Annotated in this window: 29 protein-coding genes and 2 tRNA genes; 24 read left to right on the top strand and 7 right to left on the bottom strand. The window is 59.4% G+C overall.

All coding sequences use genetic code 11. The features are described 5' to 3' along the window. Window positions 1–39: 39 nt before the first annotated feature. From ruvC to nadA, 14 genes are all read left to right on the top strand, one after another. Entirely contained in the window at window positions 40–564 is a 525-nt protein-coding gene (gene ruvC / locus J3P77_RS16445; protein ID WP_434677651.1) for a crossover junction endodeoxyribonuclease RuvC, read from the top strand. A gap of 106 nt (window positions 565–670) precedes the next feature. Further along, entirely contained in the window at window positions 671–1,279 is a 609-nt protein-coding gene (ruvA, locus tag J3P77_RS16440) for a Holliday junction branch migration protein RuvA (RefSeq protein ID WP_434677650.1), read from the top strand. Continuing rightward, window positions 1,280–2,341, top strand: coding sequence for a Holliday junction branch migration DNA helicase RuvB (gene ruvB / locus J3P77_RS16435; RefSeq protein WP_434677649.1), 1,062 nt, complete (start codon window positions 1,280–1,282; stop codon window positions 2,339–2,341). Between the two features lie 133 nt (window positions 2,342–2,474). Then, the gene (ybgC, locus tag J3P77_RS16430) at window positions 2,475–2,942 is read left to right on the top strand and encodes a tol-pal system-associated acyl-CoA thioesterase (RefSeq protein WP_434677648.1); all 468 of its coding nucleotides are present in this window, start codon (window positions 2,475–2,477) and stop codon (window positions 2,940–2,942) included. Beyond that, window positions 2,932–3,627: a protein TolQ gene (gene tolQ, locus J3P77_RS16425; RefSeq protein ID WP_434677647.1), complete on the top strand. Its 696-nt coding sequence runs from the start codon at window positions 2,932–2,934 to the stop codon at window positions 3,625–3,627. The genes ybgC and tolQ overlap by 11 nt, the downstream gene beginning before the upstream one ends. A gap of 14 nt (window positions 3,628–3,641) precedes the next feature. Beyond that, on the top strand, window positions 3,642–4,106 hold the full coding sequence (gene tolR, locus J3P77_RS16420) for a protein TolR (RefSeq protein WP_434677646.1): 465 nt from the start codon (window positions 3,642–3,644) through the stop codon (window positions 4,104–4,106). Then, window positions 4,106–5,191, top strand: coding sequence for a cell envelope integrity protein TolA (gene tolA / locus J3P77_RS16415; RefSeq protein WP_434677645.1), 1,086 nt, complete (start codon window positions 4,106–4,108; stop codon window positions 5,189–5,191). The genes tolR and tolA overlap by 1 nt, the downstream gene beginning before the upstream one ends. A gap of 47 nt (window positions 5,192–5,238) precedes the next feature. Next, a complete protein-coding gene (gene tolB, locus J3P77_RS16410) occupies window positions 5,239–6,489 on the top strand; it encodes a Tol-Pal system beta propeller repeat protein TolB (RefSeq protein WP_434677644.1) in 1,251 nt (416 codons plus the stop codon). A gap of 51 nt (window positions 6,490–6,540) precedes the next feature. Next, window positions 6,541–7,038, top strand: a complete 498-nt coding sequence (gene pal / locus J3P77_RS16405; protein ID WP_025994450.1) for a peptidoglycan-associated lipoprotein Pal — start codon at window positions 6,541–6,543, stop codon at window positions 7,036–7,038. A gap of 6 nt (window positions 7,039–7,044) precedes the next feature. Next, window positions 7,045–7,860 (top strand): tol-pal system protein YbgF, encoded by an 816-nt coding sequence (gene ybgF, locus J3P77_RS16400; RefSeq protein ID WP_434677643.1) that lies wholly within the window; start codon window positions 7,045–7,047, stop codon window positions 7,858–7,860. 173 nt (window positions 7,861–8,033) lie between these two features. Continuing rightward, a complete protein-coding gene (gene queE / locus J3P77_RS16395) occupies window positions 8,034–8,681 on the top strand; it encodes a 7-carboxy-7-deazaguanine synthase QueE (RefSeq protein ID WP_434677642.1) in 648 nt (215 codons plus the stop codon). 16 nt (window positions 8,682–8,697) lie between these two features. After that, window positions 8,698–9,372, top strand: coding sequence for a 7-cyano-7-deazaguanine synthase QueC (gene queC, locus J3P77_RS16390; RefSeq protein WP_434677641.1), 675 nt, complete (start codon window positions 8,698–8,700; stop codon window positions 9,370–9,372). A 63-nt stretch (window positions 9,373–9,435) separates the two neighbouring features. Continuing rightward, window positions 9,436–9,511: transfer RNA gene (locus J3P77_RS16385), tRNA-Lys, on the top strand. 326 nt (window positions 9,512–9,837) lie between these two features. After that, window positions 9,838–10,896 (top strand): quinolinate synthase NadA, encoded by a 1,059-nt coding sequence (gene nadA / locus J3P77_RS16380; RefSeq protein WP_434677640.1) that lies wholly within the window; start codon window positions 9,838–9,840, stop codon window positions 10,894–10,896. Window positions 10,897–11,121: 225 nt separating this feature from the next. Here nadA and J3P77_RS16375 read toward each other — a convergent pair whose 3' ends face one another. Continuing rightward, the gene (locus tag J3P77_RS16375; protein WP_434677639.1) at window positions 11,122–12,555 is read right to left on the bottom strand and encodes a M48 family metalloprotease; all 1,434 of its coding nucleotides are present in this window, start codon (window positions 12,553–12,555) and stop codon (window positions 11,122–11,124) included. 173 nt (window positions 12,556–12,728) lie between these two features. Between J3P77_RS16375 and J3P77_RS16370 the strand changes: the two genes are divergently transcribed. Continuing rightward, a complete protein-coding gene (locus tag J3P77_RS16370; protein ID WP_434677638.1) occupies window positions 12,729–12,980 on the top strand; it encodes a sulfurtransferase TusA family protein in 252 nt (83 codons plus the stop codon). Between the two features lie 33 nt (window positions 12,981–13,013). Beyond that, a complete protein-coding gene (locus J3P77_RS16365) occupies window positions 13,014–14,084 on the top strand; it encodes an AI-2E family transporter (protein ID WP_434677637.1) in 1,071 nt (356 codons plus the stop codon). Between the two features lie 53 nt (window positions 14,085–14,137). Here the strand turns inward: J3P77_RS16365 and J3P77_RS16360 are convergent, their stop codons facing one another. After that, complete coding sequence (locus tag J3P77_RS16360; RefSeq protein WP_434677636.1) at window positions 14,138–14,608, bottom strand: peroxiredoxin; 471 nt, start codon at window positions 14,606–14,608, stop codon at window positions 14,138–14,140. Between the two features lie 10 nt (window positions 14,609–14,618). Then, entirely contained in the window at window positions 14,619–15,182 is a 564-nt protein-coding gene (locus J3P77_RS16355; RefSeq protein ID WP_434677635.1) for a glycine cleavage system protein R, read from the bottom strand. A gap of 324 nt (window positions 15,183–15,506) precedes the next feature. On the opposite strand from J3P77_RS16355, the gene dapA reads away from it, so the two are divergent. From dapA to J3P77_RS16330, 5 genes are all read left to right on the top strand, one after another. After that, complete coding sequence (gene dapA, locus J3P77_RS16350) at window positions 15,507–16,385, top strand: 4-hydroxy-tetrahydrodipicolinate synthase (RefSeq protein ID WP_434677634.1); 879 nt, start codon at window positions 15,507–15,509, stop codon at window positions 16,383–16,385. Between the two features lie 18 nt (window positions 16,386–16,403). Continuing rightward, entirely contained in the window at window positions 16,404–17,519 is a 1,116-nt protein-coding gene (gene bamC / locus J3P77_RS16345) for an outer membrane protein assembly factor BamC (RefSeq protein ID WP_434677633.1), read from the top strand. Continuing rightward, window positions 17,520–18,278 carry an MBL fold metallo-hydrolase gene (locus J3P77_RS16340; RefSeq protein ID WP_434677632.1) on the top strand — a complete coding sequence of 253 codons (759 nt, stop codon included), beginning with the start codon at window positions 17,520–17,522 and terminating at the stop codon, window positions 18,276–18,278. A 28-nt stretch (window positions 18,279–18,306) separates the two neighbouring features. After that, on the top strand, window positions 18,307–19,017 hold the full coding sequence (purC, locus tag J3P77_RS16335) for a phosphoribosylaminoimidazolesuccinocarboxamide synthase (protein ID WP_434677631.1): 711 nt from the start codon (window positions 18,307–18,309) through the stop codon (window positions 19,015–19,017). A 91-nt stretch (window positions 19,018–19,108) separates the two neighbouring features. Continuing rightward, a tRNA-Ser gene (locus J3P77_RS16330) sits at window positions 19,109–19,198 on the top strand. A 224-nt stretch (window positions 19,199–19,422) separates the two neighbouring features. On the opposite strand, the gene J3P77_RS16325 is transcribed toward J3P77_RS16330, so the two are convergent. The 4 genes from J3P77_RS16325 to J3P77_RS16310 all read right to left on the bottom strand — a co-directional run bounded on the left by J3P77_RS16325 (window position 19,423) and on the right by J3P77_RS16310 (window position 22,007). Then, window positions 19,423–19,854 carry a hypothetical protein gene (locus J3P77_RS16325; RefSeq protein WP_434677630.1) on the bottom strand — a complete coding sequence of 144 codons (432 nt, stop codon included), beginning with the start codon at window positions 19,852–19,854 and terminating at the stop codon, window positions 19,423–19,425. Between the two features lie 224 nt (window positions 19,855–20,078). Further along, complete coding sequence (locus tag J3P77_RS16320; protein ID WP_434677629.1) at window positions 20,079–20,555, bottom strand: hypothetical protein; 477 nt, start codon at window positions 20,553–20,555, stop codon at window positions 20,079–20,081. A gap of 419 nt (window positions 20,556–20,974) precedes the next feature. Then, window positions 20,975–21,256: a hypothetical protein gene (locus J3P77_RS16315; RefSeq protein WP_434677628.1), complete on the bottom strand. Its 282-nt coding sequence runs from the start codon at window positions 21,254–21,256 to the stop codon at window positions 20,975–20,977. Between the two features lie 106 nt (window positions 21,257–21,362). Continuing rightward, complete coding sequence (locus J3P77_RS16310) at window positions 21,363–22,007, bottom strand: HAD-IA family hydrolase (RefSeq protein WP_434677627.1); 645 nt, start codon at window positions 22,005–22,007, stop codon at window positions 21,363–21,365. Between the two features lie 285 nt (window positions 22,008–22,292). Between J3P77_RS16310 and J3P77_RS16305 the strand changes: the two genes are divergently transcribed. From J3P77_RS16305 to J3P77_RS16295, 3 genes are all read left to right on the top strand, one after another. Further along, on the top strand, window positions 22,293–23,984 hold the full coding sequence (locus J3P77_RS16305; protein WP_434677626.1) for an NAD-dependent malic enzyme: 1,692 nt from the start codon (window positions 22,293–22,295) through the stop codon (window positions 23,982–23,984). Window positions 23,985–24,150: 166 nt separating this feature from the next. Further along, window positions 24,151–25,284: a ribonuclease D gene (gene rnd, locus J3P77_RS16300; RefSeq protein WP_434677625.1), complete on the top strand. Its 1,134-nt coding sequence runs from the start codon at window positions 24,151–24,153 to the stop codon at window positions 25,282–25,284. Then, the gene (locus J3P77_RS16295) at window positions 25,281–25,574 is read left to right on the top strand and encodes a YcgL domain-containing protein (RefSeq protein ID WP_434677624.1); all 294 of its coding nucleotides are present in this window, start codon (window positions 25,281–25,283) and stop codon (window positions 25,572–25,574) included. The genes rnd and J3P77_RS16295 overlap by 4 nt, the downstream gene beginning before the upstream one ends. The last annotated feature ends 53 nt before the right edge of the window (window positions 25,575–25,627 follow it).

Below are 25,627 nucleotides of genomic sequence, written 5' to 3'. Positions count from 1 at the left end.
TGCACCCATTGTTTTGCGACCCTTCAAGCTGCAGGCGTTATGACACTTATTCTTGGTATCGATCCCGGTTCGCGAATTACCGGCTATGGCGTCGTCAGGGATACCGGACGTGGCTGCGTCTACGTGGCATCGGGCTGCATCCGTACCGGCAGTGGCGAGCTGCATGAACGGCTTCAGATTGTCTATCGCGGCGTGCGGGAAGTCATCAGCACCTACGGGCCGGTGACCATGGGCATCGAAAAAGTGTTCATGGCCAAGAACGCCGACTCGGCTCTGAAGCTGGGTCAGGCGCGCGGCGCCGCCATTGTTGCAGGTGCCGAGGAGGCGCTGGAAATCGCCGAATACACCGCCACCCAGGTCAAGCAGGCGGTCGCGGGAACCGGCGGGGCCAACAAGGAGCAGGTGATGATGATGGTGATGCACTTGCTCAAGCTGACCCAGAAGCCGCAAATCGATGCCTCTGACGCGCTGGCCATCGCACTGTGCCATGCGCACACGCGTTCCAGCCTGATCCCGCATGGTTTGAACACCGCGCGAAGCCGCGGCGGGCGGCTGCGGTTGTGACTGCATCATTCGCACGCATTTTTTTACTTGCAGGGCTGCTGTCTCCTGTAATGATTGTGCCCGGCCTTGTCGCGCGAGCGCTGGGCAACTCGAAAGGATCTGATACGTGATAGGACGTTTACGCGGCGCTCTGGCCGAGAAACAGCCTCCGCACCTGGTGCTGGACGTCAATGGCGTCGGCTATGAGCTGGAAGTGCCCATGACCACGCTGTACCGGCTGCCTCACGTCGGCGAGCCGGTCACGCTGTACACCCATCTGGTGGTCCGGGAAGACGCCCATCTGCTCTACGGTTTTTTCGAAAAGCGTGAGCGTGAGCTGTTTCGCGAACTGATACGTCTGAACGGCGTCGGCCCCAAGCTGGCTCTGGCACTCATGTCCGGGCTGGAGGTGGATGAACTGGTGCGTTGCGTTCAGGCTCAGGATACTTCCGCTCTGACGCGTATTCCCGGAGTCGGCAAGAAAACCGCCGAGCGTCTGCTGGTCGAGCTCAAGGACCGGTTCAAGGCCTGGGAGTCTTTGCCCGGCACGTTCACGCTGGTGTCGAACGGTCCCAATCCGCTGGAACCCGTGGCCTCAGCTGAAGCTGACGCCGTCAGTGCACTGATATCGCTGGGATACAAGCCGCAAGAAGCGAGCAAGGCTGTTTCCGCCATCAAGGAGAAAAACTTGAGCAGCGCAGATCTGATCCGACGCGCATTGAAGGGGATGGCATAAGTGATTGAAGCTGACCGTCTGATCACCGCCGCCAGCGGCCGTGATCGAGAAGAACAACTGGATCGCGCGATCCGTCCACTGAGCCTGGCCGACTACATCGGTCAGCCCACGGTCCGCGAGCAGATGGAGCTGTTCATCCAGGCCGCGCGAGCGCGCAACGAGTCACTGGATCACACGCTGATCTTCGGACCGCCCGGCCTTGGCAAGACGACCCTGGCCAACATCATCGCCCAGGAAATGTCGGTTTCGATCAAAAGCACCTCGGGCCCGGTGCTCGAACGTCCGGGTGATCTGGCCGCGATCCTCACCAACCTCGAACCGAACGACGTGCTGTTCATCGACGAGATCCACCGGCTGTCGCCCATCGTTGAAGAAGTACTGTATCCGGCGATGGAGGACTTCCAGCTGGACATCATGATCGGCGAGGGCCCTGCGGCTCGCTCCATCAAGCTGGATCTGCCGCCTTTCACGCTGGTCGGAGCAACGACTCGCGCCGGTATGCTCACCAACCCGCTGCGCGATCGCTTCGGAATCGTCCAGCGTCTTGAGTTCTATAGCATCGCCGACCTGTCGACCATCGTCTCCCGCTCCGCCGGGATTCTGGGGCTGCCGATCGAGCCTGAGGGTGCATTCGAAATCGCCCGCCGCGCCCGTGGCACGCCGCGTATCGCCAACCGGTTGCTGCGGCGCGTGCGGGATTTCGCCGAGGTGCGCAGCAACGGGCACATTACCCGGCAGACGGCGGACAAGGCCCTGAACCTGCTGGATGTGGATGAGCACGGTTTCGATCATCAGGACCGGCGTCTGCTGTTGACCATGATCGAAAAATTCGACGGCGGCCCGGTGGGCGTGGATAGCCTGGCTGCGGCCATCAGCGAAGAGCGGCATACCATCGAAGACGTGCTGGAGCCGTATCTGATCCAACAGGGCTATATCATGCGCACCCCTCGCGGGCGCGTGGTTACACGGCACGCTTACCTGCATTTCGGGCTGAACGTTCCTGCAAGAATGGGAGAGTTGCCGGTGCCCGAGGAAACAGCCGATGACACTGCCGATCAGTAGTTTTGTGATCGACCTATTCGAGGTTTGCGTGGTCAGAATGCCTGTCTCGCCGCTGAGGCACCCGAACGGTTGTAAATCGTTGAAAAAACAGTTGTCTCACCCGATTGGCAACCCGAGGAGTAACCACTAGAGTATGCGCGCGCAAAACGGGGACCCGTCGTTCGCACATCGCTGTCGCGTTTATTACGAAGACACCGATGCCGGCGGCATCGTTTATTACGTCAATTACCTGAAGTTCATGGAGCGGGCTCGAACCGAGCGGCTGCGCGAACTGGGTTTTGCCCAATCCGAGCTGGCGCGGGACAACATGTTGTTCGTCGTGCATTCCAGCGAAGCGCGTTATCACAAGCCGGCGCGGCTGGATGATGAGCTGCTGGTCAGCGCGGATGTGATCGAATTGAACCGTGCCAGCCTGTGCTTTAAACAGCAGATCAGGCGGGCCTCGGATGCAACATTGCTCTGTGAGGGGCAGTTTTTGGTGGCGTGTGTACGCGCCGATAGTTTTAAACCCCGGGCCATTCCCGAAGCTTTGCGCGCGGCCTTCGCCGGCCAGAGCGGTACGGGCACACTTTCAGAGCAGGAGATAGAGCGTGGAAGCTAACGTCGTCGACCATACCTCCATGTGGAGTTTGGTCAGCAATGCCAGCATTGTTGTTCAGTTGGTGATGCTGCTTCTGGTGGCAGCTTCGGTCACCTCATGGGTCATGATTTTTCAACGCAGCAACATGCTGCGCGCGGGTCGTCGCGCGCTGGACAGCTTCGAGGAGCGTTTCTGGTCGGGCATCGACCTGTCGAAACTGTATCGTCAGGCCGGCAGCAACCCCGATCCGGACTCTGGCGTGGAGCAGATCTTCCGCGCCGGCTTCAAGGAGTTCTCCCGTCTGCGCCAGCAGCCGGGTGTCGATCCTGATGCGGTAATGGAAGGCGTGGCTCGCGCCATGCGCGTTGCCATTTCGCGTGAAGAAGAAAAGCTGGAAACCGGTCTGCCGTTTCTCGCGACCGTGGGTTCCACCAGCCCGTATGTGGGTCTGTTCGGTACCGTCTGGGGGATCATGAACTCCTTCCGTGGCCTGGCCACCGCCCAGCAGGCGACCCTGGCCACTGTCGCGCCGGGTATCGCCGAGGCACTGATCGCAACCGCCATCGGCCTGTTTGCAGCGATTCCGGCGGTCATTTGCTACAACCGTTTCTCCGCTCGCAGCGAAACGCTGATCAGCCGTTACTACACCTTTGCTGACGAGTTCCAGGCCATCCTGCACCGTAAAGTGCACACCAGCGAAGAGTGAACAGGTAATTCCCCATGGCATTAATCGCTCGAGATCGTCGCAAGAAACGCAAGCCGGTCGCCGAAATGAACGTGGTGCCGTACATCGACGTAATGTTGGTGCTGCTGGTCATCTTCATGGTCACCGCTCCCATGATCAATCAGGGCGTGAAGGTCGACTTGCCCAAGGTTTCCAGCGAAGCCTTGCCGCAGGACAACAACCATCAGGTCCTGACCATTTCGATCAAGGCTGACAAGACCTATTACTGGAACGTTGGCAGCGAAGTCGATACCGACAAGCAGATGGACAAGGCAATGACCCTGCCGCAACTGACCTCGGCCGTGACCAAGATCGTCGCTGCCGGACGTGATGCGGGCAAACAGACGCAGGTGTTCATTCGTGGCGACAGGACCGTGGACTACGGCTCTGTCATGGGCACGATGGGCGGGTTGCAGAAAGCCGGGGTCGGGAACGTTGGTTTGATTACCGAGGCACCCTGATGCAGCCGATTCGAGAGCCGTCCGCCTCGGAAAGCTACTTCTGGCCTAGTGTCTGGGCCGTGGCGTTGCACATCCTGATTTTTGGCATGCTGTTCGTCAGCTTTGCCATGACTCCGGAGTTGCCTGAAGCCAAGCCGATTGTTCAGGCGACGCTCTATCAGCTCAAGTCCAAGAGCCAGGCGACCACCCAGACCAACCAGAAAATTGCCGGCGAGGCGAAGAAGACTGCTGCGCGTCAGACTGAAGTCGAGCAGCTGGAACAGAAAAAGATCGAGCAGGAAGCCGTAAAGGCTGCGGAACAAAAGAAAGAAGAAGCGGCTCAAAAGGCCGAAGAACAGAAAGCCGCCGCCGAGGCCAGGAAGGCCGAGCAAAAAGCCGAGGAAGCCAAAAAGGCCGATGAGGCCAAGAAAGCCGACGAAGCCAAGAAGACTGCGGATGCGAAAAAGGCTGAAGAGAAACAGTTGGCTGACATAGCCAAGAAGAAAGCCGAAGAGGAAGCGAAAAAGAAAGCCGAAGAGGACGCCAGGAAAGCCGCCGCCGAGGAAGCCAAGAAACAGGCTGCCGATGAAGCGAAGAAAAAAGCGGCCGAAGAGGCGAAGCAAAAGGCTGCCGAGGATGCCAAGAAAAAGGCAGCCGAGGACGCGAAGAAGAAAGCCGCTGCCGATTCTGCCAAGAAAGCACAAGAGGCCGCTCGCAAGGCTGCCGAAGACAAGAAGGCGCAGGCACTGGCCGATTTGCTGTCCGATAAAACGGAACGGCAACAGGCTTTGGCGGATGAGCTGGGCGATGAGACCGCAGGCAGTTTCGATGATCTGATTCGTGTCAGGGCATCGGAAGGCTGGAGCCGTCCACCGTCGGCGCGTAATAACATGTCGGTAACATTGCAGATCGGCATGTTGCCAGACGGGACTATCGCATCCGTATCGGTTGCCAGGTCCAGTGGCGATGGACCGTTCGACAGCTCTGCGGTTGCAGCGGTGAAGAACATTGGACGTTTGACAGAAATGCAGGGTATGAAGCCGGCTGACTTCGCTCCCTATCGTTCATTCAAGATGACATTCACACCTGGAGATCTAGCCTTGTGATCAACCTTTTTCGAGGACTGCTGGTCGTTCTCTGCTGTGCAGTCGGAATGGTCAATGCAGAAGAGAAGAACATTCTGGTCACCAGCGGCAGTGACCGAGCGACTCCGATCGCTGTCGTGCCGTTTGGCTGGCAGGGCGGCAACGTGCTGCCTGAAGACATGTCGGAAATTATCGGTAACGACTTGCGCAACTCGGGTTATTACGCGCCGATTCCCAAGCAGAACATGATCAGCTTGCCGACCCAGGCCAGCGAAGTCATCTTCCGTGACTGGAAGGCACTGGGTGCTCAATACGTAATGGTCGGCAATATCGTACCTGCGGGCGGTCGCCTGCAGATCCAGTACGCGTTGTTCAACGTTGCGACCGAACAGCAAGTGCTGACCGGGAATGTTTCGGGTACTAACGACCAGTTACGTGATATGGCGCACTACATTGCCGACCAGTCGTTCGAGAAACTCACCGGCATCAAGGGTGCGTTTTCCACTCGCATGCTGTACGTGACTGCAGAGCGTTTTTCCGAGAACAATACCCGCTACACGTTGCAGCGTTCCGACTATGACGGTGCCCGCGCGGTTACTCTCTTGCAGTCGCGCGAGCCAATCCTCTCGCCGCGTTTCGCGCCGGATGGCAAGCGTATCGCCTACGTCTCGTTCGAACAGAAGCGTCCACGTATCTTCGTCCAGCACATTGATACCGGTCGCCGCGAGCAGATCACCAACTTCGAAGGGCTCAATGGCGCACCGGCCTGGTCGCCGGACGGCTCCAGGCTGGCATTCGTACTGTCGAAAGACGGCAACCCGGAAATCTATGTAATCAATCTTGGTTCGCGTCAGTTGAGTCGCGTTACCAGTGATTCTTCCATCGATACCGAGCCTTTCTTCGGCAAAGATGGATCCACGCTCTACTTCACGTCGGACCGTGGCGGCAAGCCACAGATCTACAAGACCAACATTAATGGCGGTGGTGCCGAGCGCGTCACATTTGTAGGCAACTACAACGCCAACCCGAAATTATCGGCTGATGAAAAGACGCTGGTAATGATTCACCGGCAGGAAGGCTTCACCAACTTCAAGGTTGCGGTTCAGGATCTGGCTCGCGGTAATGTAAAGATCCTCACAGACAGCAACCTTGATGAGTCGCCTACTGTTGCGCCCAACGGCACCATGGTAATCTACGCCACCCGCCAGCAGGGCCGGGGAGTCTTGATGCTCGTGTCCATTAATGGACGCGTAAGGCTCCCGCTTCCTACCGCTCAAGGCGAAGTCAGAGAACCGTCCTGGTCCCCTTACCTGAACTGACGCGGCGCTACACGATTTGCTTAACACACTGGGGTTCATTAGGAGTTTCAAATGGAAATGCTGAAGTTTGGTAAATTTGCTGCGCTGGCTCTGGCCATGGCTGTAGCCGTAGGTTGCTCGTCCAAAGGCGGCGACAACGCCGGCGCTGGCGCTGTAGACCCTAACGCTGGTTACGGCGCTAACACTGGTGCCGTTGATGGCAGCCTGAGCGAAGAAGCTGCTCTGCGCGCAATCACCACCTTCTACTTCGAATACGACAGCTCGGACCTGAAGCCAGAAGCCATGCGCTCCCTGGACGTTCATGCCAAAGACCTGAAATCCAACGGCGCTCGCGTTGTTCTGGAAGGCAACACCGACGAACGTGGTACTCGTGAGTACAACATGGCACTGGGCGAGCGTCGTGCGAAAGCCGTTCAGCGTTACCTGGTACTGCAGGGTGTTTCCCCAGCTCAGCTGGAACTGGTTTCCTACGGCGAAGAGCGTCCAGTTGCTACCGGCAACGACGAGCAGTCCTGGGCCCAGAACCGTCGCGTCGAACTGCGTAAGTAATTCGATATGCGAACGTGCCGACGTGCTTTAACCGTTTTGGCCCTCGCCCTCCCGCTTACAGCGTGGGGCGCGGTACCTGTGGTCGATGACAATTCTGGCTCTGGCAGCAGCAGTTATCCGCCAGCGGGTTATGGCACGTCCGGCGCCTATGCCGGGGGAGGGGTTACGGCCCCTGCCTCGGCACAGGGTCAGCTGTTCATGCAGCTGCAACAAATGCAGGAAGAAATCGCGCGTTTGCGCGGTATGGTTGAAGTCCAGCAGAACGACATCCAGCGCATGAAGCAGGAAGCTCTGGAGCGTTACCAGGAACTCGATCAACGCATAGCCAGCGGCGCCGCCGCATCGGCTGGCAACAATTCTCAACCCGCGGGCGGCGCCATCGACGCCAGCGGGACGCCTTCGGCCCCAGTGGCTCAGGCACCGGCAGCGGGCACCGAGCCTGCTGATCCCGCGAAGGAAAAGCTGTATTATGAAGCGGCTTTCGACCTGATCAAGGCAAAGGATTTCGACAAGGCCAGCCAGGCCTTTACGGCTTTCCTGCGCAAGTATCCCAACAGCCAGTACTCGGGCAATGCCCAATACTGGCTGGGCGAAGTGAATCTGGCCAAGGGCGACCTTCAAGGCGCGGGTCAGGCTTTCGCCAAGGTCAGTCAGCAATATCCGAAGCACGCCAAGGTGCCTGATTCGTTGTACAAGCTGGCTGACGTCGAGCGTCGCCTGGGTCACAACGACAAGGTCAAAGGCATTTTGCAGCAAGTGGTGGCCCAGTATCCTGGCACTTCCGCTGCTCAGTTGGCGCAACGCGATCTTCAGCGCCTCTGACTCTGCCAGCCTGACATTCGAGAAAGCCGCGCCTGTCGCGGCTTTTTTCGTTTAGAATCTCGCACCCGAAATTCCGGTAACTATTACGCTTCTCTGGATTCTGCGAGCGCAGGGTGCATTGAAGTGCCTGACGGAGGCGGACGGCCTGTTTAGCTGTTACGCCCGTGGCCCCTATGCAACAGACATTACGCATCACCGAAATATTTCACTCTTTGCAGGGTGAAACCCGCACGGCCGGGCTGCCGACTGTATTCGTTCGCCTGACAGGCTGCCCATTGCGCTGCCAGTATTGCGACAGCGCCTATGCGTTCAGCGGCGGCACCATCCACACCCTGGACGACATCGTAGGTCAGGTCGCCGCTTACCGACCGCGCTATGTCTGCGTAACCGGCGGTGAGCCATTGGCCCAGCCGAACGTCATCCCTCTGCTCCAGCGCCTGTGCGACGTCGGCTATGAAGTGTCGCTGGAAACCAGCGGCGCTCTGGACATCTCGGCGGTAGACCCGCGCGTCAGTCGCGTGGTGGATCTCAAGACACCGGGCTCCGAGGAAGTTGGACGCAATCGCTACGAGAACATGGATCTGCTGACGCCCAATGACCAGGTGAAGTTCGTGATCTGCTCGCGGGAAGACTACGACTGGGCAGTCTCCAAGCTGATTCAATATGGTCTGGACCGTCGTGCGGGAGAAGTCCTGTTCTCGGCCAGTCATCATCAACTCAAGGCAAGCGATCTTGCGGACTGGATTGTCGCGGACAATCTGCCGGTCCGTTTGCAGATGCAGCTGCACAAATATCTTTGGAATGACGAGCCGGGGCGCTGAGATGACTGAATCCAATATGACAGACAAAAAAGCCGTGATCCTGCTGTCCGGTGGCCTGGACTCGGCCACCGTTGTAGCCATGGCTCGCGCCGAAGGCTACGCCTGCTACACCATGAGCTTCGATTACGGCCAGCGCCATCGCGCCGAGCTGCAGGCTGCTGAGCGGGTGGCCCGTGATCTGGGCGTTATCGAGCATAAAGTGATCGGCCTGAATCTGAACGGTATTGGTGGCTCGGCCCTGACCGATAGCTCTATCGACGTGCCAGAGGCGCCCACCGAAGGCATTCCGGTGACGTATGTACCAGCCCGAAACACAGTCTTTTTGTCGTTGGCCCTGGGCTGGGCGGAAGTGCTCGGTGCGCGTGACATTTTCATCGGCGTCAACGCGGTGGATTATTCCGGCTACCCGGATTGCCGTCCGGAATTTGTCGAGTCGTTCGAGCGCATGGCTAATCTGGCGACCAAGGCCGGGGTGGAAGGGCAGGGCTTTTCCATTCGAGCGCCGCTGCAGAACCTCAGCAAGGCGGATATCGTGAAAGCCGGTACCGCGCTGGGGGTCGACTATGCGTTAACCGTTTCCTGCTATCAGGCCGATGAACAGGGCCGCGCCTGTGCCAAATGTGACAGCTGTCGCCTGCGTGCGGAGGGCTTCGCAGCGGCCGGCGTTTCCGACCCAACACGGTATTTTTAAATTATTTTAAAAAAGGTGTTGAATACCTCATAAAAATCAGTAATATACGCGCCACGCAACAGAGGGTCGTTAGCTCAGTTGGTAGAGCAGTTGGCTTTTAACCAATTGGTCGTAGGTTCGAATCCCACACGACCCACCATATTCAAAGCTGTATTTGGAAAGCTGGAAGGCCCATGAAAATGAGGACTCCAGCTTTTTTTTTGCGTTCGATTTTGATGAGTTGGCTTCGGCGATCAATGTTGAAAAGGATTCTCATCTCTCGTTAGCGAGCTAAAAATTTGTGTCAGTTGCGGTCGTTGGCGGTAAAATCCGCCCGCTTCTGAGCAGGGGCTAGTTGGGTGCCTCTCAAGAGTACGTGTGACAAGCCGGGGTACTCGCCCAAGTGAGATTTTCCGGCTTTTTTATCGCCTGTCCTACGGGTGTAATCTTGCCTTTCGCGCTTAAGCGCCTACAGGTCCCGCGAACATGACGCAGATTTCCGAACGCTTTCTGGTGCAGGCTCACCTCGATGCCAAACAGCCAAAAGTATTGAGTCCAGAGGAACAGGCGCGTTATCGCGTCGAGATCGCGGCCGAGCTCAAGAAGCAGGACGCGGTATTGGTTGCGCACTACTACTGTGATCCGGTCATTCAGGCGCTGGCCGAAGAAACCGGCGGCTGTGTGGCTGATTCGCTGGAAATGGCGCGATTCAGCAACAATCACTCGGCCAGCACCGTTCTGGTGGCCGGTGTGCGATTCATGGGCGAAACAGCCAAGATCCTCAATCCGGAAAAACGCGTATTCATGCCTACGCTTGAGGCGACCTGTTCGCTCGATGTCGGCTGTCCTGTCGATGAGTTCTCCGCATTCTGCGATCAACACCCGGAACGCACCGTGGTGGTGTATGCAAACACCTCGGCTGCCGTCAAAGCTCGCGCTGACTGGGTAGTGACATCGGGTTGTGCGCTGGAAATCGTCGAAAGCCTGATGGATAACGGCGAGAAGATCATCTGGGCGCCCGATAAGCACCTGGGCCGCTACATCCAGCGTGAGACGGGGGCTGACATGCTTCTGTGGGATGGGGCCTGTATCGTCCACGAAGAGTTCAAGTCCAAGCAGTTGGAGGACATGAAGGCTCTGTACCCGGAGGCGGCGGTGCTTGTGCATCCGGAGTCGCCGGAGTCGGTCATCGAACTTGCCGATGCCGTTGGATCGACCAGCCAGATGATCGCTGCGGCGCAGCGCATGCCCAACAAGACGTTCATCGTCGCGACTGACCGCGGCATCTTCTACAAGATGCAGCAGTTGTGTCCGGACAAGATTTTCATTGAAGCGCCCACCGCTGGCAATGGCGCAGCCTGCCGCAGCTGTGCGCATTGCCCGTGGATGGCGATGAATACGCTGGAGCGTACGCTGCAGTGCCTGCGAGAAGGCACGAACGAGATACTGGTAGACCCGGCGCTGATTCCCCACGCAGTGCGACCGCTGCAGCGCATGCTCGACTTCACCCAGGCCGCGCGCCTGCGCCAGGCCGGCAACGCCTGACAGGCAGGAGCGGACCTCAGGCAGTCCCGTAGGAGTGGGCCGGGCGGCGCTCCACTTGCCGCGAAAGATTTGCCGCCTGGCAGGACGCATTCGCGGACAAGTCCGCTCCCACATCCCCCGCAATCCGTTCCCACAGATCTATGGGCTGACCGTGGGAGCGGACCGGGCGGCGCTCCGCTTGTCCGCGAAAAGGCCGGTACAGTCGTAGACGAATTGCGCAACCTGCTAGTTCATCATGTCCTTGACCATTCGCTCCTGCTCGATCAGGTCTTTCTGTCTGGCGTCGATTCTCGACGCAAGCTGGAAGTTGTTGCTTGCGCGGCGTTTGGCGAAGTCGAGTTGCTGGATAGCCTGTCGGAAATCACCTACCAGAGCGAAGTATTCCGCCCGAGCCTGATGCAGGCCCATAGTGTTGCCATTCAGGCCACGGGTTTCAGCCACCACGTACCAGATGTCCGGATCGTCAGGTCGGGTCTTGAGCAGGGCGTCGAGCGCTTTTTCCGCTTCAGCGGTGCGGTTCTGCTTCAGCAGCACGTCGATGCGTACGTCGTTCAGCGGATAGTTACCCGGATACAGGTTCAGCATCCGGTCGACCCGCTGCTGGGCGTCGGCCAAACGGTTGTTGGTAATGTCCAGCTCGATCTGGGTCAGGTTGTAGGTGATGTCGTTGGGTGACTTGTCCAGCAGGGGCTTGAGGCTTTCACGCGCTTCATTGAGCTGGCCGCCCTTGATCTGTGCAATGGCCAGCCCGTAGCGAGCGGCGTCGGATTTTGGATTTTCAGTCAATTGAGCGCGAAAGCGCTTGGCCGCGATGCCGGGTGTCTCCTCGTAGATAAGCGCCACCCGTGCCCGCATCAGCTGATACTGCAGGCTGTCTTCCTTGCCGCCCGGCCTGGACTGCTCGGCCCGGTTGCGGGTATCGGCGATGCGCGATTCGCTGACCGGGTGGGTCAACAGAAACTCTGGAGGTTTAGCGTCGAAGCGGTACTGACGCATCAGGCGCTCGAACATCGTCGGCATGTTGCGCGGATCGTAACCGGCGCGCTCCAGGTTGAGCAGGCCGATTCGGTCGGCCTCCTGTTCGTTCTGGCGCGAGAAGCGGCGCTGCTCCTGGATGGCGGCAGCCTGTGAGCCGGCGATGGCTGCGATACCCGCGTCCCCCGCGCCTGCGGCGGCCATCACGATACCGGCCAGCATCGCGGCCATGACCGGCATCTGCATGCGCTGTTGTGCTTCGATGCCGCGCGCGAAGTGCCGTTGCGACAAATGCGCGAGTTCATGCGCAAGCACCGAGGCGAATTCGCCTTCGGTCTGGGCATTCAGGAACAGCCCGCCGTTAACTCCGATAATGCCGCCCGGTGCGGCAAATGCGTTCAGTTGCGGGCTGTTGATCAGGATGAACTCAAGGCGACGGTCCTGAACCTGGCTGGTTTCGGCCAGTCGGTAAACCGTGGTCTCGACGTAATCCTTGAGCTGCGGATCGGACAGTTGGCTCACCTGACCACGTAACAGGCCCAACCAGGCGCGACCGAGCTGATGTTCCTGTTCAGGCGAGACGATGGCGGAGCTGGCGTCACCGAGCGATGGCAGGTCATCGGCCATGGCGGGTGCGCCGAGCAGGCAGGCGAGCGTGAGCAGTGTAGGACGCAGAAAATTCATGCACGAAGCTCTGGGCTGGAGAACACGTACTGTAGCTGCCTCAATGGCTTGCTGACCAGAGTGAGGTATTCTTCCCGTCCTGTAAGAAACGGCGATGCCTGCGTTGCGCAACGCTGGCAACGTGATTGCCGGATCAAATGTCACTGCTCGATGTGTCGCCCTGGAGAAAACCGATGTCTGACGCTGTATCCCGTCCCGAAACCTGCGACGCCGAACTGGACGCCTGCGGTCTGAACTGCCCGCTGCCGTTGCTGAAAGCCAAGATGGAACTCAATCGTCTGGCCAGCGGCGCGGTGCTGAAGGTGCTGGCGACAGACGCCGGTTCGCAGCGGGATTTCCGCACCTTCGCCAGACTGGCGGGCCACGACCTGCTGCATGAAGAGGTCGAGGCGGGTGTCTACAGCTATTGGCTGCGCAAGGCCTGAGTCAGCGCCTGCCGTTCCTCGAAAGGATTGTCGATGTTCAACGTGCTTCGCAACTGGGTGCAACGCTATTTCTCGGACGAGGAAGCGGTGGTGCTCGCGGTACTGCTGGTCCTGGCTTTTACTCTGGTCCTGACGCTTGGCGGGATGCTGGCGCCGGTACTGGCCGGGCTGGTGCTGGCTTACCTGATGCAGGGCATGGTCAGTTTTCTGGAGCGGCTGCGGCTGCCGGAAACCGCTGCGGTCGGCCTGGTGTTCGCGTTGTTCATCGGTGTGCTGCTGGTGTTTCTGCTGGTGCTGGTGCCGCTGCTGTGGCATCAGTTGATCACGCTGGGTAACGAGCTGCCCGGGATGCTCGCCAAATGGCAGTCGCTGCTGTTGCTGCTGCCGGAGCGGTATCCGCATCTGGTCTCAGACGAACAGGTGCTGCAGGCCATCGAGACCGCACGCGGCGAGATCGGCAAATTCGGCCAGCTGGCTCTGACATTGTCGCTGTCGAGCCTGCCGCTGCTGGTCAATCTGATGATCTATCTGGTGCTGGTGCCGATCCTGGTGTTCTTCTTCCTCAAGGACCGCCGGATGATAGGGCGCTGGGCACGGGGCTATCTGCCCCGCGAAAGGGCGCTGTTGACGCGCGTCGCCGAGGACATGAATCGGCAGATCGCCAACTACATCCGTGGCAAGGTCATCGAAATCCTGATCTGCGGCGGCGTGACCTACATCGCTTTCGTCGCTCTGGGCCTCAACTACGCCGCGTTGCTGGCGATGCTTGTAGGGATTTCCGTGGTGGTGCCCTATGTCGGCGCGGTCGTGGTGACGGTGCCGGTGGCGCTGATCGGTCTTTTCCAGTGGGGTTGGGGCGATCAGTTCATCTACCTGATGATGATCCACGGGATCATTCAGGCGCTGGACGGCAACGTGCTGGTGCCGCTGCTGTTTTCCGAGGCGGTCAACCTGCACCCGGTGGCGATTATCTGCGCGGTACTGCTGTTCGGCGGGCTGTGGGGCTTCTGGGGGATATTCTTCGCGATTCCGCTGGCGACGCTGTTCAAGGCGGTGCTTGATGCCTGGCCGCGCAGCGAGCCGTCCGTAGCGCCGCTGCTCTGAAGTGAGCAGCAGGCTCGCTGCGCGACATGCGGTGGCGCAGCGAAGCCGTCAGGTCAGCCGTTGAGCGCCTGCGCTCTGGCGAGCACGTCGGCAATGTGACCCGGTACTTTCACGCCGCGCCATTCGTGACGCAGGATGCCATCCTTGTCGATCAGAAAGGTGCTGCGGTCGACGCCCAGGTATTCCTTTCCATAGAGCTTCTTGAGCTTGATCACATCGAACAGCTGGCAAAGCGTTTCGTCCTTGTCCGAGATCAGTTCGAACGTGAAGGACTGCTTGGCCCTGAAGTTCTCATGGGTTTTGAGGCTGTCGCGCGATACGCCGAACACGACCGTATTGGCGGTCTGGAACTCAGCGATATGGTCGCGAAAATCCTGCCCCTGAGTGGTGCAGCCGGGCGTGTTGTCTTTCGGGTAGAAATAAATCACGACCTGCTGGCCCTTGAGCGCCGACAGGTTGACGACCTGTCCACTGGTGGCGGATGCCTGGAAGTCGGGAACGGATTGATCTACTGCTACGGCCATGAAGATTTCCTTACATCGGTGCCTGAGGGCGCCATGGTTCGATCAGCGCGTCGAGGTTGAGTGCGTCGGCGAAATCGAGGAACTGATCACGCAGCCAGCTGATTTGAGTACCGGCCGGCAGGGTGACGGTGAACGTGGCATTGAGCATCGTGCCGCCGGTCTGCGGTGCCTGATAGGTGTCGCAGATCAGGTTTTCCAGCTCGACGTTGTGGTCGATGAAGAACTGGCACAACTCGTTGATGATGTCCGGACGGTAGGCCGAGCTGACGTAGGCCACGTAGGGCAGGGCCTCTGGACGGCTTTCGAGCGTCGCGCTGCGCACCACGCTGATGGTGAACGCGTGCTTCTTGGACAGACCGGGAAGGCCGGCTTCCAGGCGGGCGAGGGCGTCCCAGCTGCCGGACAGCTGAAGGATCAGCGCGCTACATTCACCATGACGGGTCAGCCGCGAGCTGACGACCGAGCAGCGGCTTTCGTGGCTGGCGCGGCACAGCACGTTGGTCAGCTCCATGGGGTTTGCGCCAAGGGCACTGATGACAAGGAATTGTTCGCGAACTGTGGGGGTGGACGACATGCAGCTTTCCTAGACGATGAGCGGTCGGTACATTTCCGGACCTGCTGGGGCGATTCGGTGATCGACAGCGCGACACGGCGACCTGGCTCGGACACGACAGACCCGCATGGCAATGCCGTGGCATGGCTGAAAGACGCCGGGGCAGGGCTTTACGCGACAGAATCGACCGATTGAACGAGGTGCGCAGCTGGCCAGTACCGATCAAAGGAAGAAGGGTAGCGAAAACCAACGCCGAGGGGAATGCTCAGAGCGCGGTACTTTGCTTGTACAAGGCTGATAGCGCCAGTACCATTACGGCTCTCTTTTTCCGGCAGGAGCGGTTGCATGATTGCGGGCAGTATGGTGGCACTGGTCACACCCATGGATGCACAAGGTCGTCTGGATTGGGACAGCCTGAGCAAACTGGTGGACTTCCACTTGCAAGAGGGCACCAACGCTATCGTTGCCGTCGGCACGACGGGCGAGTCGGCGACTCTGGACGTGAACGAACACATCGAGGTCATTCGTCGCGTGGTCGATCAGGTGGCCGGTCGCATTCCGGTCATCGCCGGCACCGGTGCCAATTCCACGCGCGAAGCCGTCGAACTGACGACCAACGCCAAGACCGCCGGCGCCGATGCGTGCCTGCTGGTCACGCCGTACTACAACAAGCCGACCCAGGAAGGCCTGTTCCAGCATTTCAGTCATATCGCCCACGCCGTCGACATCCCGCAGATTCTCTACAACGTTCCCGGCCGTACCGCCTGCGACATGCTGCCCGAGACGGTCATTCGCCTGTCCGCGGTGAGCAACATCATCGGTATCAAGGAAGCCACCGGCAACCTGCAGCGCGCCAGGGACATCCTGGCCGGCGTCGGCGGCGATTTTCTGGTGTACTCGGGCGACGACGCCACCGCGGTCGAACTGATGCTGCTGGGCGGCAAAGGCAATATCTCGGTCACGGCCAACGTCGCGCCGCGCGCCATGAGCGAGCTGTGCGCCGCCGCCATGCGCGGTGATGCCGAGACGGCCCGGGCGATTCACGAGAAGCTCATGCCGCTCAACAACAACCTGTTTATCGAATCCAACCCTATCCCGGTGAAATGGGCATTGCATGAAATGGGTCTGATGCCGGACGGTATCCGTCTGCCGCTCACCTGGCTCAGCGAAGCCTGTCACGAACCGCTGCGACAGGCCATGCGCCAGTCCGGCGTATTGGTTTAATTGAGGAAGCACTACGCAATGAAGCGATTGGCCGGACTTTCCGCACTTGCCTTGATTATCTCCAGCACCAGCGGTTGCGGTTGGCTATGGGGTGAAGATGGTTACTTCCGTGATCGCGGAAGCGACTATCTGGAGGCCACCCAGACCCCGCCGATGCAGGTGCCTGGCGATATCTCCAGCAGCAAGCGACTCGACCCGCTGCTGCCGATCCCCCGTAACGTCGCGGACAGCACAGCGAAAGGCGAATACGTCGTTCCTCGTCCGCAACCGCTGACCGCCTCGTCCGACGCAAGCGACTTCAGCCTGCAGCAGAGCGGCGACGCGCGCTGGATTCTGGTTCAGCGTCCGCCTGCCGAAGTCTGGCCGGTAGCGCATCAGTATTTTGAAGACAATGGCTTCCGCATCGCTGAAGAGCGTCCGCAGACCGGTGAGTTCAGCTCCACCTGGCAGCGTCTGGACGAATTGTCCGCTTCCGTCTCCCGTCGCATGAGCGCCAGCGGTACCGCTGCCGACGCCGAAACCCGTGTCCGGGTCCGTATCGAGCCGGGCGTGCAGCGCAACACCAGTGAAGTCTATGTCGTCAGCGTCGAGCGGCCTGCCGGCAGCACGGCTGACGCCGGCTTCCCCGAGCGCACCACCAACGTGGGCCTCGACGCTGCGCTGACCGACGACCTGTTGGCCAGCATGAACCGCAACGCCGAGAAGGGCGGTTCGGTTTCGCTGTTGGCCGCGCGCGATTACGACACTCCAAGCCGCGTGGCGCTGAGCGAAGATGGCAGCGGCAACCCGGTGCTGAACCTGGGCGCCGACCTCGATCGCGCATGGTCCAGCGTGGGCCGTGCACTGGATCAGGGCGACTGGCGCGTGGAAGACATCAACCGCAGCCTGGGTCTGTACTACATCAACCTGGCAGAGAAGGCGAAGACGCCGGAAAACCAGCCAGGTTTCTTCAGCCGCATGTTTGGCAGCGATGCCAGCAAGGAAGAGGTCGAAGCGCGTGCCGAACGCTATCAGGTCCGCCTGAGCAAAGTGGGCGATAACGTGCAGGTGACCGTCGAGAAGAACATCAATACCGTGGCGCCGGCAGACGTTGCCCGCCGTGTATTGAGCGTCATTCAGGACAACCTGGGTTAAGTGCGTTTCGCAGTCCTTGGCAGTGGCAGCCGTGGCAACGGCACGCTGGTCGCAAGTAACGACACGTACGTGCTGGTGGATTGCGGTTTCTCCCTGCGGGAAACCGAACGGCGCCTGGCCCGGCTGGGTGTGGGCGCCGAGCAACTGAGCGCGATTCTGGTGACCCACGAACATGCCGATCATGTGCATGGCGTGGGTTTGCTGTCTCGGCGCTACAATCTTCCGGTTTACATGAGCAACGGTACCTTGCGCGGGATGCGCAAGCCGGTCGAAACCACCGGGGTGGTGGCATGCGGTCAGCGGCTTGAACTGGGCGCGCTGAACATCGATGTGGTATCGGTTTCCCACGATGCGCTGGAGCCGACCCAGTTCGTGTTCAGCGATGGCCGTCGTCGTCTGGGCGTGCTGACCGATCTGGGTTCATGGTGCCCTCGGGTGCTGGATCGTTATCAAGGCCTGGATGCCTTGATGATCGAATCCAATCACTGCCGCGACATGCTTGCCCGAGGCCATTACCCCGGATTCCTCAAGCAGCGCGTCGGCGGGGCAATGGGACATTTGAACAACCACCAGGCCGCAAGCCTGGTGAGCGAGCTGGGGTGGCAGGGTCTGCAGCATCTGGTGCTGGCCCACATCAGCAGCAAGAACAACCTGCCGCAGCTGGCCCGGCAATGTTTCGTCGACACCCTCGGGTGCGACCCGGACTGGCTGCAACTGGCCGATCAAGATTCAGGGCTCGACTGGCGACATATCGCCTAGCCCAACTACTTAGCAAGCGGAGCCCATCATGGAAAAACGTGAAGAACTCTACCGCGGCAAAGCCAAGTCGGTTTACAAGACCGACGACGCCGACCGCTTGATCCTGCTGTTCCGTAACGACACTTCGGCGTTCGACGGCAAGCGCATCGAACAGCTGGACCGCAAGGGCATGGTGAACAACAAGTTCAACGCCTTCATCATGCAGAAGCTCGAAGAGGCCGGCGTGCCGACTCAGTTCGACAAACTGCTGGGCGATAACGAGTGCCTGGTCAAGAAACTCGACATGATCCCGGTCGAATGCGTCGTGCGTAACTACGCAGCGGGCAGCCTGGTCAAGCGCCTGGGCGTTGAAGAAGGCCTCAAGCTCGATCCGTACACTTTTGAACTGTTCCTGAAGGACGACGCCAAGGGCGACCCGTTCATCAACGAATCCCACGTCGTGGCATTCGGTTGGGGCACCGCCGAGCAGTTGACCCGCATGAAGGAACTGTCCCTCAAGGTCAACGAAGTGCTGAGCAAGCTGTTTGACGACGCCGGCCTGCTGCTGGTGGACTTCAAGCTTGAATTCGGTGTGTTCCACGGCGAAATCGTCCTGGGCGACGAGTTCAGCCCGGACGGCTGCCGCCTGTGGGACAAGGAAACGCGCAAGAAGATGGACAAGGACCGCTTCCGCCAGGGCCTCGGCGACGTCATCGAAGCCTATGAAGAAGTCGCGAACCGTCTGGGCGTGCCGTTGTAAGGCGGCAAGCCACGCAAGCGCTTGATAGCACGAAAAAAATCAGCGTAAAGGCTTCGCCTTTTCGCAATGTCCTGTTATCATGCGCGCCGTTGGAGAGATGCCAGAGTGGCCGAATGGGACGGATTCGAAATCCGTTGTACCTTCACCGGTACCTAGGGTTCGAATCCCTATCTCTCCGCCATACAAATGAAAGCCCCGGAAGTTATGCTTCCGGGGCTTTTTTGTGTGGTCACGTTTTTCTTGAGCACATCTCGTGGCTTATGAAGAGGGGAGATCTCTTGGCTATTTCCTCTGGTCGAACTGTTTCTTCAGCGATCAGGCATGGGAGTTGAGGAGATGTCTGTTTTCGTATTATCGACGTCTACAGCACGAAAAAAAGCCCGCTCGGCGCGGGCTTTTGATCACTTAAAGCGTGGCTGAATACTTGTCGTCGACCTTGCGTCTTTCAAGGGTGTAACGCTTCATATCGATTTCGTCTGTTGCCAGCTTCTCGTCCAGCAGATCCATCTCACGTCTTTTCAAGCTGTTTACGTGGGCTTTGGTGGCTTGGTAGTTGATCGACTCGGCGGCGTCGTAGCCGCTGACCGGATCCCACAGGATCGACAGAGGCCAGAACAGCAGGTTCACTACGCCAAAGCCATAGGAGCGGCCGTAGAAAGAGCCACCGCCCGGCAGAATGCCCAGCCCCGCAGCAAGGCCCGGGCTCTTTTCCTCGACGGCGAGGTTGCTGGCGCGGTAGCGAGCAAGCTCGGCTTCCTGGGACGAGTTCAGGCCCGAAGCGCATCCGGTGGTCAGGGTAATGAGCGTGGCCGCAACGATATTACGAAATTTAAACATCTGATTTTCCTTGAGTTCCTGTCATGGGAGTCCTGCCATGACTGCCGCCGCTAGCGAGCGGGCCGCGCATCCTACATCAATGGTGGCTTTTTTACATCATTCGGGGAGGGCAAGAGTGCTACGGGCAGATCAAAGGCGGCTTGATGAACGACGTCCGAATGCAGTCGGTAGGCGCAGTGCAATGCTGAATCGCGGCAAATCAGGTCTGCCTTGGAGACCGATGATCAGACGATGCTCCTGCTATCCCTCAAGGCAATTTCTATAACCTGCTCGGGTGACAACTCCTGAGGATAATCTTCATGGCCAAAATACTCGCCTGGCCAGAAAATCAGAGCTGATATCCGGGAATTCGGAATGTTGATTTCAAGCATCGTCAACCAGAAATCGATAGCGTGCTCAGTTCCTTCAGCTTGCATAACCCTGCGGGCCAGTTCGATCAGCTCGGATTTGCTGACGTTCTCCAAGCGCTTTTCGTACGGTTGCGCCAGTATCTTGCGGACCCATGTGTCGTGGTCCTGGCCGCCGTAGATGCCTTGAAAATCGGCAAATTCCAGAACGGTAGCGGCTTCTTTATTAAACGCAGCCAGCTGAGTCAGGTTTTCCTCAGGGTGTCCGCAGTCAATCTCTTCTGCATAAGCGGTCAATCGAGCCACCAGAGACTCATCCAGCACGGGTGGCATCAACTCAGAACGAAGCTCCATACATTTGCTCTCACATTCCATTGGTTGTCATTGGACTCCCGAAGGTCTCGCGCAGGCTGGCGTCGTTCTGGATGCCATGAGCGCTGCCAGTCGGTGTCCGTTTGTCGGCAGTATACGCAGGCAGAGGGGTGGATTCGCGCCTGCGCTGCGCGGAGCATCAGGCAGAAACGAGCATCCTCGAATTGTTCTGTTACACCGTGCGAAGCTTGCACTCGATGGTTGCTTGGCAAAGGCAGTGATCAGCCTTGCCCGGCTGCTGGGGCGGGGATTGAACAGGGTTGTATTTTTGTAAAATCCAGACAAAGAAAAGCCCGCGATGGGGGAGCGGGCTTAAGGGGATTCACACTTGGGAGCGTCTTCAAGATGCGCCCCGGGCTGTGAAAAGTTTGTGAAGAATTCGTCGCTGTTTCAGATGCCGATTATTTTTGTTCCGGGGTCTGGATCGAGGCAGGTCCGTCGGAGTCCGGCACGAAGGTTTTGTTCTCTTCGGCGGCGGCTTCGCGGGCTTCGGCATGGTCGTTGACGGCTTCGGTGTGCTCTTTTTTCGCTTCCTGCATCTTGTCCTGAGCCGACTCCGCTTTCTGCTGCGCGTTCTCGGTGTGGGCCTGAGCGTCCTGAGCTTTCTGTTCGGATTTGCTGTCGCACGCTGCAAGGCCGAGCGAGGCGGAGAGGGCGAGGGCGTAGGCGAGGGCTTTGGACATGAATGGCTTTCCTTATGCAGAACAAATGTGTGGCTTTGAGCCACACTTGTCAGGCTAAGTTCAGGTTCATCCTCCGGCTGCGACGATCCGCCACGCCTGGCAGGTCTCAGCTAAAGGCCAACCCCGGACCATCGGTTCGGACGGTGAGGCCTGCATAAGTGGCCAGCGTCACGTCCCGGGTTTCAAACGGATGCAGATGTGCAGCCGTGACCACTGCAACGCTCGCGCCAGCGGCCTTGGCGGCGGCGATCCCGGCGGGAGCATCCTCGAAAACCAGACACTCCCGTGCGTCGACGCCCAGTCGCTGCGCCGCAAGCAAAAAGCCGTCAGGCGCTGGTTTGCCACGCGTCACGTCTTCGGCGGTTACGACCACATCCGGCAGCTCAAGTCCCGCAGCGCCCATCCGCGCCTGCGCCAACGCCAAAGGCGCCGAGGTGACGACCGCCCAGCGATCCTTGGGCAGCGATGCGAGAAACGCGGCCACGCCCTCGATCGCGATCACGCCTTCCACGTCCTCGATCTCGGCCTGGGAGATGCCTGCTGCTTCCAGTTCGACGTCGATATCCGGCAGGTTCTGCTTGCGCACCGTGTCGATGCTACGCACGCCGTGAATGGTCGGCAAAAAGGCTTCTACGTTCAGGCCGTGCTTGCGAGCCCATTTGGCCCAGACGCGTTCGGCGGCGATGGTGGAGTTGAGCAGTGTCCCGTCCATATCGAACAGAAACGCAGCGAATCGCTTTTCGTTGAACATGCAAACCTCATAGGGAAAAGGGTTAAGGACTATCAGCTGACAGGATGAGTGTCGGTGCGAGGCGAGCCACCGCGCTCAGCAACATCATTTTGCTATTGGATACGCGACAATATGCCGCAATTTGTGTCGTCACGAGTAATATGTGGCCACTGACTTCGACCCTGACGAATCCGGAAAGGCCTGATACAGCGCTGGCGAACAGAACGACAAGAACATCGAGAGCCAGGCTGCCCGCCCCGGTCGACGCAAAGTATCAACGAGCAGACGAAAAAGGCGATTAGAAAAATGACCACCACTTCGCGACCTTTGTATATTTCCTATGCGGGACCTTCGCTTCTGGAAATGCCCCTGTTGAACAAGGGCAGTGCATTCACCCCGCAAGAGCGGGTCGAATTCAACCTGATCGGGCTGCTGCCGCAGAACGTGGAGACCATCGAGGAGCAAGTGACGCGCGTGTACAGCCAGTACAAACAATGCGCGAGCGACCTCGACAAACACATCTACCTGCGCTCGATCCAGGACAACAACGAAACCCTGTTCTTCCGCCTGCTGGATTCGCACCTCGACGAGATGCTGCCGATCATCTATACCCCGACGGTCGGACAGGCGTGCCAGGAATTCTCCAAGATCTACCGCACTCACCGCGGGCTGTTCATCTCCTATCCGGAGCGCGATCGCATCGACGATATCCTTCGCAGCGCCACCAAGGACCGGATCAAGATCATCGTGGTGACCGACAGCGAACGTATTCTCGGTCTGGGCGACCAGGGTATCGGCGGCATGGGCATCCCTATCGGCAAGCTGTCGTTGTATACGGCCTGTGGCGGCATCAGCCCGGCGTATACGTTGCCGATCGTGCTGGATGTGGGCACTAACAATCGCGAGCTGCTGGACGATCCGATGTACATGGGCTGGCGCCACGAGCGGGTAACCGGCAAGGAATACGACGATTTCATCGCGCTGTTCATCGACGCCGTCCAGCGTCGCTGGCCGGATGTTCTGTTGCAGTTCGAAGACTTCGCCCAATCCAACGCCATGCCGTTGCTTGAAAAGTATCGCGACGAGCTGTGCTGCTTCAACGATGACATCCAGGGCACGGCGTCCGTTGCGGTCGGCACCTTGCTCGCCGCCTGCAAGGCCAAGGGCGAGACTCTGGCGCAACAGAAAGTCGTGTTTGTCGGTGCCGGTTCCGCCGGTTGCGGGATTGCGGAGCACATCATTGCTGCCATGCAGATCGAAGGCCTGAGCGAAAGCGCGGCCCGCCAGCGAATCTTCATGGTCGATCGCTACGGCCTGCTGACTGATGGCATGGATAACCTGCTGGACTTCCAGCGTCGTCTGGCGCAGAAAGCGTCTGACGTCGCAGGCTGGACTGCGGGTGACGAAGCATTCCCGACCTTGCTGGATGTGGTCAGCAATGCGGGCGCCACGGTGCTTATCGGTGTGTCGGGCCAGCGCGGTCTGTTCACCGAGCAAGTCATCCGCGAGCTGCACAAGCATTGCCCCAAACCGCTGGTGATGCCGCTGTCCAACCCGACCTCCAAGGTCGAAGCCACGCCGGAAGAGATCCTGCGCTGGACCGATGGCAACGCATTGGTGGCAACCGGCAGCCCGTTCGCACCGGTTGAAATCAACGGCCGCACGATTCATATCGCACAGTGCAACAACTCCTACATCTTCCCGGGCATCGGTCTGGGTGTGGTCGCGTGCAGTGCCTCACGCATCACCGACCGCATGTTGATGGCCGCGTCGAATGCACTGGCCGAGTGTTCGCCGATGGTGACCGGGCAGGGCGATGCCGTGTTGCCGCCGCTCAAGGAAATCCAGCAGGTCAGCCGCAAGATCGCGCTGGCGGTAGCCAAGGAAGCGCAGGCAGAAGGATTGGCGCTGGAGACGTCCGAAGAGCTGCTGCTGGCGGCCATCGAGCGCAATTTCTGGACGCCCGATTATCGCGCGTACCGTCGTCGTTCGGTCTGATCCGCAACGGGCAACTGCTCACGCCTCCTCAGGTTCGCCTGCGGAGGCACAGCGTGAGTATTGTTTGATCCAAAATATTCGCGGACAGGCGCAGACTTGGATGACAGATGCGCGATAACCCGCGCTGGCGAGATATACTGCGCGCCATTGTTCAAGGGAGAGCCGTGTGGCCATCGATATTCACTGGATTCGCGACGACGACAGCCTCGCCCGCCATTGCGCAAACTGGCAGAAATTGCCCTTTGTTGCCCTCGACACCGAGTTCATGCGGGTCGACACCTTTTATCCGATTGCTGCGTTGCTGCAGATCGGTGACGGCGCGAGCGCCTGGCTCATTGACCCGTTGCTGATCAACGACTGGCGACCGCTGTCCGCTTTACTGGAAAACCCCGACGTCATCAAGGTCGTCCACGCCTGTAGCGAGGACCTTGAAGTGTTGCTGCGCCTGACCGGCAGCCTGCCGGCACCGCTGTTCGATACTCAGTTGGCCGCGGCCTATCTGAACATCGGTTTTTCCATGGGTTATTCGCGGCTGGTGCAAGAAGTACTGCAAATCGAACTGCCCAAGGGCGAAACCCGCTCGGACTGGCTGCAGCGCCCGCTGTCGGAAACCCAGATCAGCTACGCCGCCGAAGACGCGGTGCACCTGGCCGAACTGTTCGAGGCATTGCGGCCTCGGCTGTCGGACGAAAAATATGCCTGGCTGATGGAGGACGGCGCCGAGCTGGTCGCCAACCTGCGCCGCGAGATCGACCCGTACGAGGTGTACCGCGACGCCAAGCTGGCCTGGAAACTGTCGCCCGCGCAGCTGGCGGTGCTTCGCGAATTATGCGCCTGGCGCGAGATCCAGGCGCGCAGTCGCGATCTGCCGCGCAATCGCATCGTGCGTGAACATTCACTGTGGCCGCTGGCCAAGACTCAGCCGGACAACCTCGGCGCATTGGCGCGGATCGAAGACATGCATCCGCGCACCGTGCGCCAGGACGGTGAGTTTCTGCTGGAGCTGATCAAGACCGCAGGCAGCCTGCCGCCCGAGCAATGGCCGCCCGCGCTGCCCGAACCGCTGCCCATCGACGCCGCGGGTATCCTCAAGCGTCTGAAGTCCATCGGCCAGCAATACGCCGAGCAACTGGACATGGCGCCCGAGCTGATGCTGCGCAAGAAAACGCTCGAAGCCTTGCTCAAGAGCGGCTACCCGAACGGTCCCTATCAACTGCCTGATTCGCTGCGTGGCTGGCGCCGCGAATTGATGGGTCAAGCGCTGCTCGACAGCCTGGCCGGTTCAGGAGAACAGCCTTGAAACGTATCTGCTCCATTTATCGCAGTCCGAAAAAGAACGAGATGTACCTCTATGTGCTCAAGAGCGACGTGCTCAAGCGTGTACCGGTCGACCTCCTGACGGCGTTCGGCAAGCCGCAACATGCCTTCGATCTGGTGCTGAGCCCTGAGCGCGCGCTGGCTCGCGAGGACATCCACAAGGTGCTGGAAAACCTCGACACGCAGGGCTATCACCTGCAGATGCCGCCCGCCGAGGACGAATACATCGAGCATCTGCCCGAAGAGCTGCTGCGCCGCAACGATCCCGTCTGAATCCGACCCTGCCAGGTCGTCATGCCCGCCCGTACAGAGCGGCGGGCATGACG

The sequence above is a fragment of the Pseudomonas sp. R1-18 genome (genome assembly GCF_051132095.1).
In the GTDB taxonomy this organism is placed as follows: Bacteria; Pseudomonadota; Gammaproteobacteria; order Pseudomonadales; family Pseudomonadaceae; genus Aquipseudomonas.
Note: the sequence above shows the minus strand (reverse complement) of the source record. Positions and strands in the feature narration are given on the sequence as shown.